A 17,266-nucleotide genomic window follows, 5' to 3' on the forward strand; every position below is an offset into this window, starting at 1 on the left:
ATCGCCGGGGCATGGAGGAAAGGAAAGCCCTAAAGAACGTAGCGGCTTAGATCGGTGGAGCGGGTCAGTTCGCCCAAGTTCTTTTCGACAAAGTCGGCATCAACCGTGATCTCTTGCCCCGACCGGTCGGGCGCATCAAAGGAGACCTCCTCGAACACCCGTTCCATCACCGTATAAAGCCGCCGCGCGCCGATGTTCTCGACCGAGGTGTTCACATCCGCCGCGATCTTGGCCAGTGCTGCGATGCCCTCTTCGGTGAAGGTGACGGTCAGATCTTCGGTTCCCATCAGGGCGGTGTATTGCCGCGTCAGCGCATTGTCGGTCTCGGTCAGGATGCGAACGAAATCACCCTCGGTCAGCGCCCGCAGTTCGACGCGGATCGGCAGACGGCCCTGAAGCTCGGGCAACAGGTCCGACGGTTTGGCGATGTGGAAGGCACCAGAAGCGATAAAGAGGATATGATCGGTCTTCACCGTGCCGTATTTCGTCGACACCACGGTGCCTTCGATCAGCGGCAGCAGATCGCGCTGCACCCCTTCACGTGAAACATCACCGCCCCGCGCATCGGAACGGGCGCAGACCTTGTCGATCTCATCCAAAAAGACAATGCCGTTCTGCTCGACCGCTTCGATGGCGGCGCGGTTCACGGCTTCATCGTCCAGCAATTTGTCGGCTTCTTCGCCGACCAGCACCTCATAGCTATCGGCCACGGCCATGCGTTTTTTGGTGGTGCGGCCCCCCATGGCTTTGCCAAACATATCGCCAAGGTTCATCATCCCCATGCCCTGTTGGCCGGGAATGTCCATCATTGGGAAGGGGCTGGAGGTATCGGAGACCTCAAGCTCGATCATCGTGTCGTCCAACTCACCACTGCGGAGCTTCTTGCGGAACATCTCGCGCGTGCCGTCGCGGGCGTCGGTGCCAGCGATGGCGTCGATCACGCGCTCTTCGGCGGCCTGCTCGGCCTTGGTTTTCACGTCTTCACGCATGAAATCGCGGGTCATGGCGATGGCGCTGTCCAAAAGATCTCGGATGATCTGCTCCACGTCGCGGCCGACATAGCCCACTTCGGTGAATTTCGTCGCTTCGATCTTGATAAATGGTGCACGGGCCAACTTGGCCAAACGGCGGCTGATCTCGGTCTTACCAACGCCGGTGGGGCCGATCATCAAGATGTTCTTGGGATAGACTTCGTCGCGCAGGTCATCGCTTAGCTGCTTGCGGCGCCACCGGTTGCGCAGGGCCACGGCAACGGCGCGTTTGGCGTCATTCTGGCCGATGATATAACGGTCCAGTTCGGATACGATCTCGCGGGGGGTCAGGTCGGTCATGCGGTGATTTTCTCCACGGTGAGTTTGCCGTTGGTGTAGACGCAGATGTCGGCGGCGATCGCCATGGCATCACGGGCAATGGTTTCGGCGTCGCGGTCGCTGTCCATCATGCCGCGCGCAGCGGCGAGGGCATAGTTCCCGCCCGACCCGATGGCCGCGACCTCATGTTCGGGCTCCAGCACATCGCCTGCGCCGGTGATGACCAGCAGGTCTTTCCCGTCGGTCACGATCAGCATCGCTTCGAGTTTTTGCAGGTATTTGTCGGTGCGCCAGTCCTTGGCCAATTCGACACTCGCGCGGGCCAATTGCCCCGGTGTCGCTTCGAGCTTGGCCTCCAACCGTTCCAGCAGGGTAAAGGCATCTGCCGTGGACCCCGCAAACCCCGCCACAACGTCATAGCCGCCGGGGCTGAGCTTGCGCACTTTGCGCGCGGTGCCTTTGATCACGGTCTGGCCAAGGCTGACCTGTCCATCACCGGCAATCACCACTTCGCCGCCTTTTTTGACGCCAATGATCGTGGTCCCGTGCCAACCGGGGAAATCGTCGTTCTGTGCCATGGGGCCTCCTGTCGCTTGGCGCTCTATATGGCCCCCGTGGCAGGGCAGGACAAGGGCAGCGCCGCTTGTGAGCGGTCGGGCGACGGGCTAGCCTTTAGCGATGCAGGATCAAGCCCAAGTTGATATCTACCTTGAACCCCCGCTACGGCAGAGCGCCGAAGCCGGGACGCATAACTTCATCGGAAAACTCGCGCGTGTCCTCGAAAATGCCCAACTTAGGGTCACATATCGGGATATCGGCGCGCTCGCCCGCGCGGCTGATGCGCTTTCATTAAGCCATATGGCCCCTGCCCCAACGTCCCGCGGTTTGGTCTTTCGGCGCTGCTACTACTACCCCTTTTGGCAGATCGAAGCGCGCCCTGAACGGTGGCTTTGGGATGTCGCCGTGGCCGAGTTTGATCCAAGCGGTGTCGATCCCAAGCAGGCGCAACGCTTCTACAGTTTCTGGCAAAAGCGCCTGTTCGGAGATGCGCCGCGACAGTCCAACCGTGATGGGCCGATCTACGTGCCGCTACAGGGCCGCTTGTTGCAGCGGCGGTCTTTTCAATCTTGCAGCCCACTTGAAATGCTGACCCTCACGCTTGCCTATAACACCGGCCCCGTCGTCGCGGCCCTGCACCCGAAAGAGGTCTATAGCCCCGAGGAGCTAACCGCGCTCGAAGCCCTCGCTGCGCGCCATCCAAGATTGACCCTAACGATGGGTGAGATGGTGCGGCATTTGCAAAGCTGTGCATTCGTCGTGACGCAGAATTCAGCAGCCGCCTTCTCTGGCTACTTCTTTCGCAAACCGGCGTTGTTCTTTGGCCAGATCGATTTCCACCATATCGGCGTGCGGGCGGATCTTGCGGATCTCAGCCACAGCTTTGCCGCCGTGGGGCAGACAGCCCCGGATTTCGCCGCCTATATCTGGTGGTTCTGGCAAGAGCATTGCATCAACGCAGGCCGCGCCGAGGCCGAAGAAAAGATCGTCGCCCGGTTCAAACGCTTTGGCTGGCCCCTTTGACTGGCTCCCGTGACCGCAAATGAAAAGGGCGCCCCGAAGGACGCCCGTTTTCGCAACTCAAATCTGGTAAGGTACTGACCTTAGATGGATTCTTCGATCCAGCTTTGCAGGGCCGCCTTGGGGCGTGCGCCAGCAAGGTTGGACACGACCTGCCCGTCTTTAAAGATGAACAGCGCCGGAATACCACGCACGCCGACCTGAGCGGGCGAGTTCGGGTTTTCGTCGACGTTGACTTTGACGATCTTCACGCGACCGTTCATCTCATCCGACAGCTCTTCCAGCGAAGGGCCGATCTGTTTGCACGGGCCGCACCATTCGGCCCAGAAATCGACCAGAACCGGAATGTCCGAATTTTTGACTTCGGCGTCGAAAGTGTCGTCGGTGACTGCGACGGTTGCCATGATGCTCTCCTGACAGGAATGGGTTGAGGCCTGAACCTATGAACGCGGGGCGGTGGCGTCAAGATATGGCAGGGCACGCAGCGCATTTGTCACGATATCGTTGGGTACCACCATAAGAGCGGGGCGGGCGGTCCACAGAATGGCGGTCTCGATCCGGCGATCGGGGTAGATTTGGCGCAGCATATGGGCATAGGCGCCCATCTGGCGCAACAGCCCGTCGGGGCAGGCGTCGGCGGTCTCGGGGACCACGCGGTTGGTCTTGAAATCGACGGCAAGGATATGGTCCTCGGCGATCACCAAGCGGTCGATCGTGCCGTGCAGACGCTGATGGCCCAAGCTGCCGGTCACGGGGACTTCGGCAAGGGTCGTCTCGGTGAACAGCGGGGCGAGGGTAGGGGTGCGCAGAACCACTTCGGCCTCACTTTCGGCGCGGGCAATCATTTCAGGTGGATGCGTGCGGGCCAAGCGGTCCAGAAATACCTGCCGCGCGTCCGGCCCCATGAGGGGCAGATGCTCCAGCAATTCATGGACCAAAGTGCCGTAGCTCAGCGCGGTATCCATATCAAAGCCGGCCTCACCCGCCAGCGCCTTGGCACCGCCAAGATCGGAGGGCGAGAGGGTCTTGTCCTCCCCCCGGGGGGACGGGGCGGAACGGGTGAAAATAGGGTCTAACACGGGCGTTGTGACGATTTTCTCTGGCGCCTCTACGATGTCGAGCGCATCCCAGTCGCCCTGTTGATAGCGCAGCGTGCCATCATCGCCCAAGGGTTCGGCCCGGAGCCGGGCCAAAGCGGCAGCGGTGATCTGGTACCAAGAGGATTCATCTTTCGACAATTCCCCCGCCGCCGCCACGATCAGCCATTTTTCGGCCCGCGTCATGGCCACATAAAAAAGCCGAAGCCGCTCTTGCAGCGCGGCCTCTTTCATCTCGTCCAACCGCGCGCGCATGGGCTGGGGCATGTCATCTGCCGGGGCTTTCCAGACGGGTGTGCCGTCGACGGTGATGATCTCATCCTTGATCGTCACATCGCGCCGCCCGGTGTCAGGCAGGATCACGATCGGCGCTTCCAGACCCTTTGCCCCATGCACCGTCATCACGCGGATCTGGTTCGAAGCACTGTCGATCTGGCGTTTAATCTCCAGATCATCGGTCTGCATCCATTGCAGAAATCCGGTCAGGCTGGGCACCGTGCCGCGCTCGTAAGAGAGCGCTTGGCTCAGCATCGCATTGATCCCATCCTCGGCCTCTGGCCCCAACCGCGCCAGCAGTTTGCGGCGGCCATCGTGGCGGGTGAGGATGCGTTCGATCAGGTCGTAGGGGCGCAGGTAATCGACCTGCCCGCGCAGGTCGCGCAGCACAGCGAGGGTGGCGGCGTGGGTCTCGGTCTGGCCGCGCAGGGCTTGCCAGAGGTGATCCTCTTTGCGGTAATGGGCGAGGGTGAAAAGGTCTTGCTCTGACCAGCCGAACAGCGGTGATTTCAACGCGGTGGCAAGGGATAGATCGTCGTCCGGTGTGGCGAGGAACGACAGGATCGCCGCCAGATCGCGCACCGCCAGTTCGGCCCCGACCTTGAGCCGGTCCGCCCCGGCGATGGGCAGTTCCGCCGCTTTGCAAGCGCGGATGATCTCCGAAAACAGGGCCGAGCGGCGCTGCACGAGGATTAGGAAATCCCCCGGTTGGATGCGCCGCCGCGCCAAGCCGCCCTTGCTGTCGTCGGGCAGGTAATGCGCCTCGGTGGTTAGCTCTTTGATCCGCCGCGCGATGCGTTCGGCCAGTTGCACGGTGTGATGCCGCGCGCTGCGGCGGTCAACGGGGTCGGTCCAGTCGCCTTCTTCATCGGGGCCTGCTTTCTCAATAAAGGGCCAAAGATCGACACGGCCGGGCAGGCGGTCCTTAAAGGCCATATGCCCGTCATTTGTGAACCCGGTTTGGATCTCCGGATCGAAAACCCCATCGACTGCCTGCAAAATCGCCGAGGAAGACCGGAAGGAATAGGCGAGGCTACGGCGCTGAAAGAACTGCCCCGCTTCGCCGATTTTCTGCTCAAAGGTCGCGCCTTTGCGGTCCAACTCTTCGGGGTCGGCCCCTTGGAAAGAGTAGATCGACTGCTTTTTGTCGCCCACGACGAAAAGCGTCCGGTCCACCTCATGACGTGCGCCAGCGCCTGAGTAAAATTCATCTGTCAGCCGTTCGATCACATCCCATTGCCGGGGCGAGGTGTCCTGCGCTTCGTCAACAAGGATATGGTCGATGCCACCGTCGATGCGAAACAGCACCCAAGCCGCCACCGCCTTGTCGGTCAACAAAGCGCGGGCTTTGAGGATCAGATCGTCAAAATCGAGCCAGCCGCGTTTTTGTTTCTCATCGGCATAACGCTCAAGGAAACGGGCCGCGAACCGGTGCAGCACATAGGACTTGCGCGCCGCCTTTAAGGCCAGCCGTGCTTCGCGGGCGTCTTCTACGCGCTGCATCAACTGCTCAAGCTGCGGCATCTGTTCGGCGATGATCTTTTGCGTCGGTTTGGTTGGAAAACTGCCGATTTTCGCGGTAAATGGCGCCTTGGCGCCGCTGCCGGTCAAAAGGGTATTTTCAAGCTGGGGCAGGGCAGAAAGATCGTAGCGGTCAATCTCTTGCAGCGCCGCGCCAGCCTTGCCGTCATTTCCGCCTTTGGCCAGCAGATGCGGGATGATCTCGGCCATCATCGCCGCTTCGCTGCCAAGAAAGACCGACGCCGCGATTTTCTCTTCGGTCAGGTCTTCGGGCTGGGCGAAAAGCGTTAGGATCTCGGCCCATGACCGGGGGTCGGTGAAAGCATCGCGCTGGCCCACGATGCTGCGGGTAAGGCTGGCGAAATCTTCGCCGGTGTAATGCCGCGCAATGTCGGCCACCAGCGGGGCGTCTTCGCTCTCGGCCATCTCATCGACGATCTCGGCCCGCAGCAGATCGGCGGCGCGGTCTTCGATCTCGGTGAATTGCGGGCTGACCTGCGCCTCCAACGGGAAGCGGCGCAGAAGGGCCGCGCAGAAAGAGTGGATGGTTTGGATTTTCAGCCCGCCCGGTGTCTCAATCGCGCGGGCGAAAAGGGTGCGGGCATTGCGCAGTTGCTCGGGCGTCAACTCTCCCTGCACGCCGAGATCGGCCAAAGCGCTGCGCAGAGTCTCATCTTTCAGCATCGCCCATTCGCCCAAACGTTTGAACAGACGGTTTTGCATCTCTGACGCGGCGGCCTTGGTATAGGTCAGGCAAAGGATGTGCTGCGGCTCCACATCGTCCAGCAACAACCGCGCCACGCGGTCGGTCAGCACGCGGGTCTTGCCAGAGCCTGCGTTGGCGGTGAGCCAAGTGGAGGCATCGGGCCGCGCCGCTTCGATCTGGGCGCGGGTGGCATCGTCAAAATCGCGCATCATTCCAAATCCTCTGGACGGACAGAGCTGGTGCCGTCCCATTCGCCGAAACGGGCCAGTTGGTCATAATTTCCCGCAAAGGCATCGCTTTGCACCATGCGGCGCGCGGTGAAACCCTGCCCCTCATCAAGGTAGCGTGAGAGTAGCGCATGCAGCCCGGCGAGCACCTCTTGAGGGTTCTCTTCTTCCAGCGGGGCAGGGACTTCGACGGGTTTCGACCCGAGCCCGATAAAGGCGGCATGGGCCACATGGGCCACGCCCACCTCGGGGAAACCGCCACGCTCGACCATCGCCGCTTCGATCAGCAGTTGTTTGTCGAACAGCCGCTGTTCCTTTTTGCCCGGCGGCGTCCCGGTCTTGTAGTCATAGAGCAGCACATCACCATCATCGGTCTGGTCGATCCGGTCCGCAAAGCCGCTGAGGGTAAAGCCGAGGTCGGCAAAGGTGTAGCTGCCGCGCGCGCCCTGCTCAAAAGCGACGGGGCTGGAAAATCCAGCGCGTTGGCTTTCACGGGCGATGAACCAATCCGCGATCCGGTCGATCCGCGCCAGCCACATAGCGCGAGCGGCGGGCCATGGGGCTTCCTCCTCCAGCACTTCGGCGGCCACTTGCATCAGCGTGTCACGGGTCAGCCGCGCGGGGTCGCGGGCCACCAGCTTCACGAAATCCTCCATGATGCGGTGCAAAACGATGCCCCGCACCGGCGCGTCGGGAGATTGCACCAGCGGGTTGATCGGACGCAATTTCAGGCTGTGCTTGGCGTAGACGGCATAGGGATCACGGATCAGCGTCTTGATCTCGGTCACCGACAGTTTGCGCGGCCGCGCGGCACGGGGCGGGCGCGGCGAGGGGCGCGGCGCGGGGGCCGTACGCTTCACCGCCTCAAGGCCGCGCACCTGATCCAGCCAATAGCCGCCGCGTTGTTGCATCGCCTTCCACGCCTCCGGCCCGCCGATATCGCCCAAGCCGCCCAGCAGGTTGCCCAACCGGTTCAGCCAGCGCGAGGGCACCATCTCTGCCTCATCCGACCGGATCGCGCGGGTGATCCAAACCTCGGGGCTGGCGATGGCCTGTTGGTAGTCATGCGCCGACAGGCCGATGCGCCGTTCGGGCAACAGCAGCCCGGCCTTTTCGCGCATCTGACGGTTGAGCCAAGGATCGGGCGGCGGCGCTTCGGGCCAAGTGCCTTCGTTCAGACCGCCGAGGATGACCAACTCGGCCCCCTGCACCCGCGCCTCCATCGTGCCCCAGATCATGATGTCGGGATGCGGGGTATCGGCCTCGCGCACCTCTTCTTGGGACAAAAGTGCGCCAAGCAGGTCGGCATAATCGGCGGCATTCATCGCGCCGCCATGGGCGGCGTGCTCCGTCAGGTTGGCCATCACCGCCGCAGCCGCGATGCCCGCACCCTGCTGCCAGAGCAGGTGATCGGGGTCGGCGGGTTGCCCGGCGGCGATCCTTTCGGCCAGCGCCAAATGCGCGGCGACGCAATCGGGCAGGGGCCGCTCTCCGGGGGTGTCGTGGCCGGGGAAAACCTCGCCCAGCCAAGCGACCCAATCGCGGAAACCGCTGGGGTCTTCCATCCGCTTCGCGGCCCGCTCTGCAATCTCGGTCAAGCTCTCGGCATCGGGATAGGGCAACCCGTGACGGCGGATCTCGGCCTCCAACCGCTGGGTATAGAGCTGGTGAAAGTTCCGCCCCGCACCGCTGTGTGTCAGCGGGTGTTTCAATAGGGTCAGCAGCGCCTCGGCATCCAGTTTCCGGACGAACAGCGCCGCCACATGGCGCAAGAACCGCCCCGGCGGAGAGAGTTGCAGCGGCATCCCGGCGCTGTCGTCGGGCAGGATGTTCCACCGATCAAGCGCCGCCGTGACCTGCCGGGTAAGCATCCGGTCGGGCGTGATCAACGCGGCTTTCACCCTGTCTTCGGCAGCTTGGCGCAGACGCAGCGCGATGGCCAAAGCCTCGACCCGCGGCGTGGGCGCTTCGATCAGAGTGATGTTGGCGGTGGCACCTTGCAGGTCTTCCAGTTTTGGCCCTTCGTTCAGCCAAGCATGGGTGACCGGCGCGGGCCGGAGCGAGAGCGACAGCAGCTTGTTGCGGGCCGTCGAAACCGGGGGCATCTCGCACCAAGGCGCGACCGCGCCGCGCGCAACGCCGAGCATGTTCATCAGCTTGCGAAACCGGTATTGCGGATGATCCTCGGCCAACAGCGCCTGATCCAATTCATTCCAAACGGCGGTTGGCATCTCGAAATCGAAACCCGGCAGGATGATCGCCCCTTGCGGCAGGCGGGCCACGGCCTCCATCAGCAGCGCGGTGGTCCCGCGCGACCCGGTAGAGCCGGCAAGGATCACCGGGTGCTGCGGTGGATTGTCCTGCCAGCGGGCGATGATCCGGGCGACGAGTTGACGCCGCCGCGCTTCGGCATCCGGGCGGGTGGTGGTCTGACCTAGATAGTCATGGGCGATGGCTAGGAACCGCTGCGCGCGCTCCCAATGGGCCGAGAGATGGCCAACGTCCAGCCCGGCCACCGTCTCGGGCGAAACCCCTTCGCCCTGCATTTCGTCGATCAGGCCCGCAAGACTGTCCGACAGCGCATAAAGCGACGCGCGCGGCGCGAGATCCGGCGCGGCATCCAGCAGGCGCGACACCAGTTGAATGAGTTCCAGCCGCCGTTGCAGCGGTGGCGTTGGGGCAGGCAGCGCAATGCCGGGGCCCAAGGCATCAAGGTCCGTAATCAGCCGAATGCGGGGCAGAAACCCCGCCGGCCCTGCGTCGAAATCATGGCGCAACCGGCGTGCCATTCGGTTGGTGTTGACCAGCAGTTCAACGCGGGCCATCGCCTCGGGGGGGCCATTCTCCAACCGGTCACAAAGCCCGCGCACCAACCCGCGTGGAAAGTCGACACCGGGGGCGAGGCCAAAGACTCGGGGGCTGTCTTGCGGTTCAAACATCGGCGCCCGCCAAAAGGCTTTCGGCAAGGGGAATGCCGCCGGGATGGCCCACATCGCACCAACGCCCAGTATAGGGCAGGCCAAACAACGTCTCGCGCTGAAGCATCATATCCCACAATAGGTTGAGCGAGAATTTCTCGGCTTCGATATCGGCCAGCAGATCGGTTTTGATGATCTGTATCCCGCCATAGACCTGCCCCGGCCCGCGTTGCAGGCGGCCATCCGGGGCGCGGGTAAAGTCGCCCGTGCCGCCATGGCCAAGGGTGTTTTCCAGCGGCACGGTCATCAATAGCGCTTCCATCCGCGCCGGATCCCACGCTGCTTGCAGCAACGCGAGCGGGTTCGGCCCGGCCCAAAGTGCGTCACTGTTCATGGTGAAAACCGGCCCCGCGCCCAGCAACGGCAGGGCATTGCGCAGCCCGCCGCCGGTGTCGAGGATCTCAGGCGTCTCGATCACGGTCTTAACATCCTGCGCCCGCAGATGGGCATCAAGCTGGTCGGGCAGATAGTGCAGGTTCGCCACGATCCGGGCGGGGGATATCCCGCGGGCGAGGTCCAGCGCATGGTCGATCAAGGGGCGACCTGCGACCGGCACCATGGGCTTGGGCTGGGTCTGGGTGAGATGTTTCATACGCGTGCCGAACCCGGCCGCGAACATCATGATGGCGTCGGGATAGTCGCGCATTGGCTTTTTAGATGCTCCAATAATTCGGGGGTCGGAGGGGGCAGCACGCCCGCGATAGAATCCGCCACCGCGGCAAGCGCGGGATGACGCAGGTTATGTTGCAGATGCTGCCACACACGGGGGATCAGATCGACGTAATGCGGTTTGCCATCGCGTAGGCAAAGGCGCGCAAAGATGCCCAGAATGCGCAGATTGCGCTGGGCACCAAGCAGCGCATAGGCGCGGCGAAAGGGGGCGGCTTCTTGTTCGGTCTGGGCAAGGTAATAGTCGATGATCTGTGCCTCCACCGCGCGGGGAACATCACGGCGGGCGTCTTGCAGGATTGAGACCAGATCATAGGCCGGATGGCCCAGCAGCGCGTCCTGGAAATCCAGCAACCCGACGCGCGCGGCACCTTCGCGCTGCGGCAGCCAAAGCAGATTTTCGGCGTGATAGTCGCGCAGGATCACGACCTTGGGGGCGTCATCCAGCGCAGCGACGAGGGGGCGGAAAGCCTGCGCAAAAGCGGCGCTTGCCACTTGCCTACCCACGGGTGCGTAAAAGTCAAATGCGGGGGCTGCCATATCGGTCAGCCAATCGGCATCGCAAAGCGGCAGTTCCGGCAAAGGGGCGCTGTGAAGTTTGACCAATACGTCTGCGGCGGCGCGGTAAAGCGGAAGTTCCCAAGCGGGATCGGCCGCCATCAGCCGGGCGAAAAGATCATCGCCAAGGTCTTCGATCAGCAGCAGCCCGTGGTCGCTGTCCTTGTGGTAAATCTGTGGCGCGCTGAGGCCGCAGGCCGTCAGATGCGCCGCGACATCAAGGAAGGGGCGCACGTCTTCGCCGCGTTCGGCTGGGGCATCCATCAAGATGGCCCTATCCCCATTCGCTTTGCGCAGCCGGTCATACCGCCGGTTGGAGGCGTCGCCCGCCAGCAGCTTTCGGGTGCCCCCGGCCCAGCCAGACGTTTGCAAAAAACCTTCGATCAATGCGGCGCGTTCGGTCATGTGCGCCACTCTGTCAACTTGGCGGCCCAACCGCTGCCGGACCATTCGGCTGTCAGCGCGCGGCTGTCTTCATGGGCCCCGGGGGAAAGGCTGATCCGTAATGCCCCGGCGGGGGCGAGCGGGCCCAGACGATCCGGCCATTCCACCAGACAGATCGCGTCATGAAAAGCGTCGATCAGCCCCAGCTCCTCAGTCTCATGGGTGGAGGTCAGACGGTAGAGATCGGCATGCCAGATCGCGCCGCTTGCCCCCTCATATGTTTGTACCAATGTGAAGGTGGGCGAGGGGATGTCCTCGGGGTAGTCGAGCAGTTCGGTGATCAGGGCGCGGGCGAAATGGGTCTTGCCCGCACCGACATCGCCGCTGAGCAATATGACATCGCCGGGTGACAGGCGGCGGGCCAATTGCTGGGCGCGCCGGGCGGTGTCATCGGGGCCGCTGAGCAGGAGGGAAAGGGTATCGTCGAACATGCCCCATGCTTAGCGTGCCGACACGCAGCCGCAAGATTAAAGCGGCGGGGAATGCCCTAGTTGGAGGGTTGTCGCCGGTCGCATGCCGAAGGCATGGCGCTGCGGTCCGGGCGGGCTGTTCCAACTGGGGTCGGGCGAAAGCGCAAAAGCGTCGCGCCGGAAGCGATGGCCGAAATCTCACAAGTGAGGGCCGCGCCGTGGAGCGGAGCGATGGGCATGTTCCAGCCCGCGCGGTCCCCTCTGCCCATGACAAACTCGGCCACGTCGGGCCAAAGCGGATTGGCTGCCGACATCTTTTGCCAGACGCGGATCGCGTCATTGATTGTAATCTCGGCAAAGCTTTTGTCGGGGTCTTGTTTCCATTGGTCGCGATAGGCGGCGTTGCAAAAGGTCAGCACGCCGGAGGCGGAGAAGACGGCGAAGCCATCTTCGAGCTTGTCCAGCAGGCTTTGGCTTTGCTCAAGCTCAGCGCGGAAATTGCGGGTCAGGGTGACTTCGGCGGTGATGTCTTCGATCAAGAATGCCGTGGCCCCGTCGGGGTGGGGCCGGCCACGGATACTGTAGGTTTGACCGTTCTCAAGCGACCATGTCTCTTGATAGCGCCCATCGGTTGCGGCGGCGATCACCTCGGCAATCTCCTGACGCCAATTCTTGTAGTTTTTTGGTTCCGGCATGCGGCGGCTTTCGCGCAGCTGATCGAAAAAGGACACCATCGTCGGTCGGGCGCTGAGAAAAGGGGCGGGCAGGGCGGTCAGGTCAACCAGGGCAGGGTTGAACAGGGCCAACTGCCCGTTGCGGTCAAAAATCGCCAGTCCGATGGACAGATGCGCAAAGGTCTTGGCAAGGGTTTGAACGAAGTTGCGCTGCGCCTCTTCGGCGGCGACCACGGCGTTGATGCAGGTGGCGTGGTAGACCTGCACATTGTCCTCTGTCGTGGTGGTCAGCGCGTACCAATCGGGTTTGTCCCCGTCGCCGCAGCGCAGGCATACGCGGTTGGGATGTTCGGGCGAGGGCGTGCTGAACAATGCGGCGCCGCCGCATTCAGGATCGGCCGGAGCCTTGCGTTTCAGGGCCCCGTAGGCCCGGTTGTGCCAGATGATGCGGCCTGCGGCATTGGTCTGCCATGCAGGGTTGGGGCTGGTTTCGCTGGCCCGGCGCAGCGCGGCGAGTTTTTGGAACGTCTCTTGCGTGATCTCTTCGGCCGCGCGGGTCTGAGGCAGGTGCAGCCAACATAGCGCGTCCCGCCATGTGATGCGAAGTTCCGAGGGGCTGTCGCCATCTTCTGCCGTGAGGGTCAGTTTGCCGGTGGCCCCGTGCCGGGCCGTGCGGGGGAATTCAGGAAACCGCGACAGCAGCGCTTCGCGGATGTCCTCCCACTGGTGGTGGCCGGGGGCGAGGGCAAAGCGGGTTAGTGCGCTGTCGGAGCCGTGGATCAACTCGCCGTCTTCGAAAAGCAGGCTCATATCGTCGATGCCGGGCGGTGCCGCAGCGGGGCGGCCCGCGTTTGTGCTAAGCCACCAAAGGGCGGCCAGAGCGGTGGCGAAAGCGGCAGCAAGCACGATGATAACGTCTGGCAATGCCATGACGGATAACCCTTTCGGCAAATGCGACGCCCTATCTTGAGAGCCAAAGGTTAACGGCGGGTTAACAAAAGCGCAGTTCCCCCTTTCAAGCCGTTAAGCGCTGGTTCTCGCCCATCACGGCATCATCGGGGCCAAGGTCCAGCAGGCGGCGCGGCCAGACAACTTCGACCACCGCACCGCTGCCTGCGGGCGGCAACCCGCGCAGCCAACCGCTGTCTGACCCATTGGCAAACCGCAGCCGCGCGCCGGACCGTTCGAGGAAAGTCTTGGCGATGAAAAGCCCCAGCCCCATGCCCTCATATTCGGGGCGCGCCGTCTCGTTTGCCGTGCCGCTACGGCGGCGCAGGAAGGGGTCGCCGATCCGCCCCAGATGCTGCGGCGGAAAGCCCGGCCCGTTGTCGATGATCCGCACCGAGATTTCCTCGGCGGACCATTCGGTTTCGATCCAAACCGTGCTCTCGGCAAAATCCACCGCGTTCTGCACCAGATTGCGCAGCCCGTGAATGATCTCGGGTTTGCGCGGGATGGTGGGGGGGCGCGCGTGATCTCGGGCCATCGGGTTGTCAGAGAACATCACCGTCTTGCCGCGCTCCAGATGTGGTTCGGCGGCCTCTTTCACCACGGCGGTGAGTTGCGCGCGTTGCATATGCAGATCGTCTTTCCCAATGCGGCCCATATCGCGCAGGATATCGCGACACCGGTCAGCCTGATCGCGGATCAACGCGGCGTCTTCGGCCAGATCGGGCCGGTCTTCGAGGTCACCCAGCAGTTCGGTGCTGGCCAGTTTGATGGTGGCTAGGGGCGTACCCAATTCATGGGCTGCAGCGGCCACAACACCGCTCAGGTCCGACAATTTCTGCTCCCGTGCCAGCACCATCTGCGTGGCTGAGAGCGCATCGGCCATGGAGTGGACCTCAGTCGTGACGCGCCGCGAATAGGCGCTGGTGAAAACGATGGCGATCAGCAGCGCCGCCCAATGGCCAAAGACAAAAATGCCGGGCTGGCGCAGCACATCGCCCGACTGGGTGACAAGCGGCAGATGCCACAGCGCCAGCACCGAAGCCGCGACAATCGCGGTAGCGCCCAAAACCAGTGTCGAACGCAGGCTGAGTGCGGTGGCCGAGATCGTTACCGGGGCCAGCAGAAGCAGCGCAAAGGGATTGTGCAGCCCCCCGGTCAGCCCCAGCAGGGCGGTTAGTTGCAGCAGGTCAAACAGGACCATGGCAAGGTTCTCGCGCTCGGACAGGCGTTTGTTCTGGGGAAAGACAAAGGCCGCGACGAGGTTGCCCACCACCGAGGCACCGATGGTCAGATAACATAGGCCAAAGGCCAGTTGCAGCCCTAGCGCCCATTGCGCCACGGTGACGGCGGTCAACTGTCCGGCGATGGCGAACCAGCGCAGCAGGATCATCGTGCGCAGGCGGATCCAACTGGCGCGGGTGCGCCCGTCGAGGGGCCGAATGTTTGCCTGCGTCATCTTAGCCCCATCACTTTATTGCGTCTTGCATCACCTGCGATCTAGCGTAGGTCTGCGGCGAAACACGATCAAGAGCGGCCATCGGCGCAAAGGACTGACATGAAACAGATGATTGCATTTGGTGCGGTTGGGGTTGCAGCGGTATTTCTGGCCGGGACGGCCTTTATGGTGCTGCGTGGCGAAGATGATCCCTATGCCTCTTGCCGGTCAAGCCAAGTGGCGGGGGGCGATATTGGCGGTCCGTTCGAATTGGTCAACGGCGCGGGCGAAACCGTGACCGATGCCGATGTCATCACCGAGCCTGCCTTGCTCTATTTCGGCTATACCTCTTGCCCCGATGTCTGCCCGCTGGACGTGGACCGCAACGCCGCCGCCACCGAAATTCTGGAGGAGCGCGGCCAAAGCATCACGCCTGTTTTCATCACCGTCGACCCGGCACGTGACACGCCCGAAGTGGTCGGCGACTTTGCTAAGGTGATGCACCCGCGTATGGTGGGGCTGACCGGCTCGCCTGAGCAAGTCAAAGCGGCCAGCCAAGCCTACCGCACCTACTACAAGGCCCACCCGGCAGATGAGAATGGCGAATACCTCGTCGATCACTCGACCTTCAGCTATCTGGTCATGCCCGAGGAAGGCGTCGTCGACTTTTTCCGCCGCGAGGTCCGGCCCGAGCAGATGGCCGACAGCATTGGTTGCTTCCTCGATCAAAGCTGAAATTGACCCGCCGCGATAGCCGCCCCATATTAGCCTTGGAGAGGGGACGTTGATGCAGGATATTTCCGACTTAGGCCCAGACCGCAGCTTGCTTTTGGTCGATGACGATGAGCCGTTTCTGCGCCGCTTGGCCAAGGCGATGGAGAAACGCGGCTTTGAGGTGGAAACCGCAGGCTCTGTCGCGGCGGGCAAGGCGATCGCCACCGCGCGTCCCCCGGCCTTTGCCGTGGTCGATCTACGCCTGCAGGATGGCAACGGTCTTGATGTGGTCGAAGTGCTGCGCGACAAACGTGCTGATGCAAGGGTCGTTGTGCTGACTGGCTATGGCGCGATTGCGACGGCGGTTGCTGCGGTCAAAAGCGGCGCGACAGATTACCTTTCAAAGCCCGCAGATGCCAATGATATCGTTAACGCATTGCTAGCCACCGGGGGCAACCTGCCCGAGCCGCCGGAAAACCCGATGAGCGCGGACCGCGTTCGGTGGGAGCATATCCAGCGAGTCTATGAGCTTTGTGATCGCAATGTTTCTGAAACCGCGCGGCGGCTGAACATGCACCGGCGCACCTTGCAGCGCATCTTGGCAAAACGCTCGCCGCGCTAAAGCTCGAACCGTTTCCAGATTTTATCGACGCGGGTGCCATCGGCCAGCGTACAACTGGGCAGGCGGCGGAAATCTTCGAAACCGCGGCTTTGGTAATAGGCAAGTCCGCCTAGGTTATCGGCACGGATGATCGCGTGAATATGGGCATAGCCCAGGTCACGGGCAGCTTGCTTGGTCTGTTCAAACAGTGCTGAGCCGATGCCGAAACCCGTCTCTCCTACCCGCACAAAGGTTGCGACATCCACGCCGCCCTTGGGCAGGTCGGGGTGTGGTTCAATGTACTGAAAGCCTTTCAGCGCGCCGCGCTCATCCTCGGCCAAGTGCCATGCACTGTCCGAGGCGGTCATCCAACCTTGCAGCTCGCGCGGGGTGACGGGGGTGACCATGGCGGTGGTGCCCCCCTTGGCGATGATCGCGTTCAGCAAGTCGGCCAAGGCGCGGGTATCAAGCGCCCCGGCACGGCGGACATGGATCACGCCATCTCGCGCAGCAGCGCCTCATGGCGTTGGGTAAACTCTGCTCGCACCTCAACCGGTGGGCGCAGCAGGATGCTCAGCCCCTCCATCAACGCCGCGTCGGGGCGGCCAAAAAAGCGCGTCGCCTCGGTTTCGGAAAAGCCTGCGATCTGGCTGGCCTCCATCCAAGCACTGACGCGATCCGCCTTTTTGATCTGTTGCTTGACGCGCGCCGGCAAGCTGGCAGGCAGGCCAAACCGGACATGCACGGCAGTGGTCAGCCGGTCATCCAAGGCGCGATAGTCCGGCCCCACAGCAGCCTTCACGGGCGAGATCATGTCCCCGATCACATATTCCGGTGCGTCATGAAGCAGCGCGGCCAAGCGCCATTTCGCAGGCGCACGGGGGGCGATCCGGGCAAATATCGTTTCCACCAATAGCGAATGTTCGGCCACCGAATAGGCATAGTCGCCCCGCGTCTGCCCGTTCCACCGCGCGACAAAGGCCAAGCCATGGGCGATGTCTTCGATCTCGACATCCACAGGGGTGGGGTCGAGCAGATCAAGCCGTCGACCCGACAGCATCCTTTGCCATGCACGTGGTTTCTGCGCCATCCGCCGGAGTCCTTACCTCGTGATCCT

15 protein-coding genes are annotated in these 17,266 nt (G+C 62.8%); 3 read left to right on the plus strand and 12 right to left on the minus strand.

What is annotated here, in order from left to right; all coding sequences use genetic code 11:
* Window positions 1-29: 29 nt before the first annotated feature.
* Both hslU and hslV read right to left on the minus strand, forming a co-directional pair.
* Complete coding sequence (gene hslU, locus B5M07_RS00580) at window positions 30-1,331, minus strand: ATP-dependent protease ATPase subunit HslU (protein WP_120349809.1); 1,302 nt, start codon at window positions 1,329-1,331, stop codon at window positions 30-32.
* Entirely contained in the window at window positions 1,328-1,888 is a 561-nt protein-coding gene (gene hslV, locus B5M07_RS00585) for an ATP-dependent protease subunit HslV (RefSeq protein WP_067623712.1), read from the minus strand. Before hslV ends, hslU begins: the two co-directional genes overlap by 4 nt.
* Window positions 1,889-1,988: 100 nt before the next feature.
* On the opposite strand from hslV, the gene B5M07_RS00590 reads away from it, so the two are divergent.
* Entirely contained in the window at window positions 1,989-2,891 is a 903-nt protein-coding gene (locus B5M07_RS00590) for a hypothetical protein (protein WP_120349810.1), read from the plus strand.
* 80 nt (window positions 2,892-2,971) lie between these two features.
* On the opposite strand, the gene trxA is transcribed toward B5M07_RS00590, so the two are convergent.
* The 8 genes from trxA to regB all read right to left on the minus strand — a co-directional run bounded on the left by trxA (window position 2,972) and on the right by regB (window position 14,855).
* Window positions 2,972-3,292, minus strand: coding sequence for a thioredoxin (gene trxA / locus B5M07_RS00595; protein WP_007118424.1), 321 nt, complete (start codon window positions 3,290-3,292; stop codon window positions 2,972-2,974).
* A gap of 36 nt (window positions 3,293-3,328) precedes the next feature.
* Window positions 3,329-6,700: a double-strand break repair helicase AddA gene (gene addA / locus B5M07_RS00600; RefSeq protein WP_120349811.1), complete on the minus strand. Its 3,372-nt coding sequence runs from the start codon at window positions 6,698-6,700 to the stop codon at window positions 3,329-3,331.
* A complete protein-coding gene (gene addB / locus B5M07_RS00605) occupies window positions 6,697-9,654 on the minus strand; it encodes a double-strand break repair protein AddB (RefSeq protein WP_120352106.1) in 2,958 nt (985 codons plus the stop codon). Before addB ends, addA begins: the two co-directional genes overlap by 4 nt.
* Window positions 9,647-10,339, minus strand: a complete 693-nt coding sequence (locus B5M07_RS00610; protein WP_120349812.1) for a nucleotidyltransferase family protein — start codon at window positions 10,337-10,339, stop codon at window positions 9,647-9,649. Before B5M07_RS00610 ends, addB begins: the two co-directional genes overlap by 8 nt.
* Window positions 10,312-11,325, minus strand: coding sequence for an aminoglycoside phosphotransferase family protein (locus tag B5M07_RS00615; protein WP_205570887.1), 1,014 nt, complete (start codon window positions 11,323-11,325; stop codon window positions 10,312-10,314). The genes B5M07_RS00610 and B5M07_RS00615 overlap by 28 nt, the downstream gene beginning before the upstream one ends.
* Window positions 11,322-11,795, minus strand: a complete 474-nt coding sequence (tsaE, locus tag B5M07_RS00620) for a tRNA (adenosine(37)-N6)-threonylcarbamoyltransferase complex ATPase subunit type 1 TsaE (RefSeq protein WP_120349814.1) — start codon at window positions 11,793-11,795, stop codon at window positions 11,322-11,324. The genes B5M07_RS00615 and tsaE overlap by 4 nt, the downstream gene beginning before the upstream one ends.
* A gap of 56 nt (window positions 11,796-11,851) precedes the next feature.
* Window positions 11,852-13,378, minus strand: a complete 1,527-nt coding sequence (locus B5M07_RS00625; protein WP_120349815.1) for a PAS-domain containing protein — start codon at window positions 13,376-13,378, stop codon at window positions 11,852-11,854.
* Between the two features lie 85 nt (window positions 13,379-13,463).
* Window positions 13,464-14,855, minus strand: coding sequence for a sensor histidine kinase RegB (gene regB, locus B5M07_RS00630; RefSeq protein WP_120349816.1), 1,392 nt, complete (start codon window positions 14,853-14,855; stop codon window positions 13,464-13,466).
* Between the two features lie 99 nt (window positions 14,856-14,954).
* Between regB and B5M07_RS00635 the strand changes: the two genes are divergently transcribed.
* A complete protein-coding gene (locus tag B5M07_RS00635; protein ID WP_120349817.1) occupies window positions 14,955-15,569 on the plus strand; it encodes an SCO family protein in 615 nt (204 codons plus the stop codon).
* A gap of 52 nt (window positions 15,570-15,621) precedes the next feature.
* The gene (locus B5M07_RS00640) at window positions 15,622-16,170 is read left to right on the plus strand and encodes an ActR/PrrA/RegA family redox response regulator transcription factor (protein ID WP_120349818.1); all 549 of its coding nucleotides are present in this window, start codon (window positions 15,622-15,624) and stop codon (window positions 16,168-16,170) included.
* On the opposite strand, the gene B5M07_RS00645 is transcribed toward B5M07_RS00640, so the two are convergent.
* On the minus strand, window positions 16,167-16,646 hold the full coding sequence (locus B5M07_RS00645) for a GNAT family N-acetyltransferase (RefSeq protein ID WP_120349819.1): 480 nt from the start codon (window positions 16,644-16,646) through the stop codon (window positions 16,167-16,169). The two genes, B5M07_RS00640 and B5M07_RS00645, sit on opposite strands and share 4 nt — an antisense overlap.
* The gene (locus B5M07_RS00650; RefSeq protein WP_120349820.1) at window positions 16,643-17,239 is read right to left on the minus strand and encodes an HD domain-containing protein; all 597 of its coding nucleotides are present in this window, start codon (window positions 17,237-17,239) and stop codon (window positions 16,643-16,645) included. Before B5M07_RS00650 ends, B5M07_RS00645 begins: the two co-directional genes overlap by 4 nt.
* Window positions 17,240-17,266: the final 27 nt, after the last annotated feature.

This window comes from Sulfitobacter sp. D7 (assembly GCF_003611275.1).
In the GTDB taxonomy this organism is placed as follows: Bacteria; Pseudomonadota; Alphaproteobacteria; order Rhodobacterales; family Rhodobacteraceae; genus Sulfitobacter; species Sulfitobacter profundi.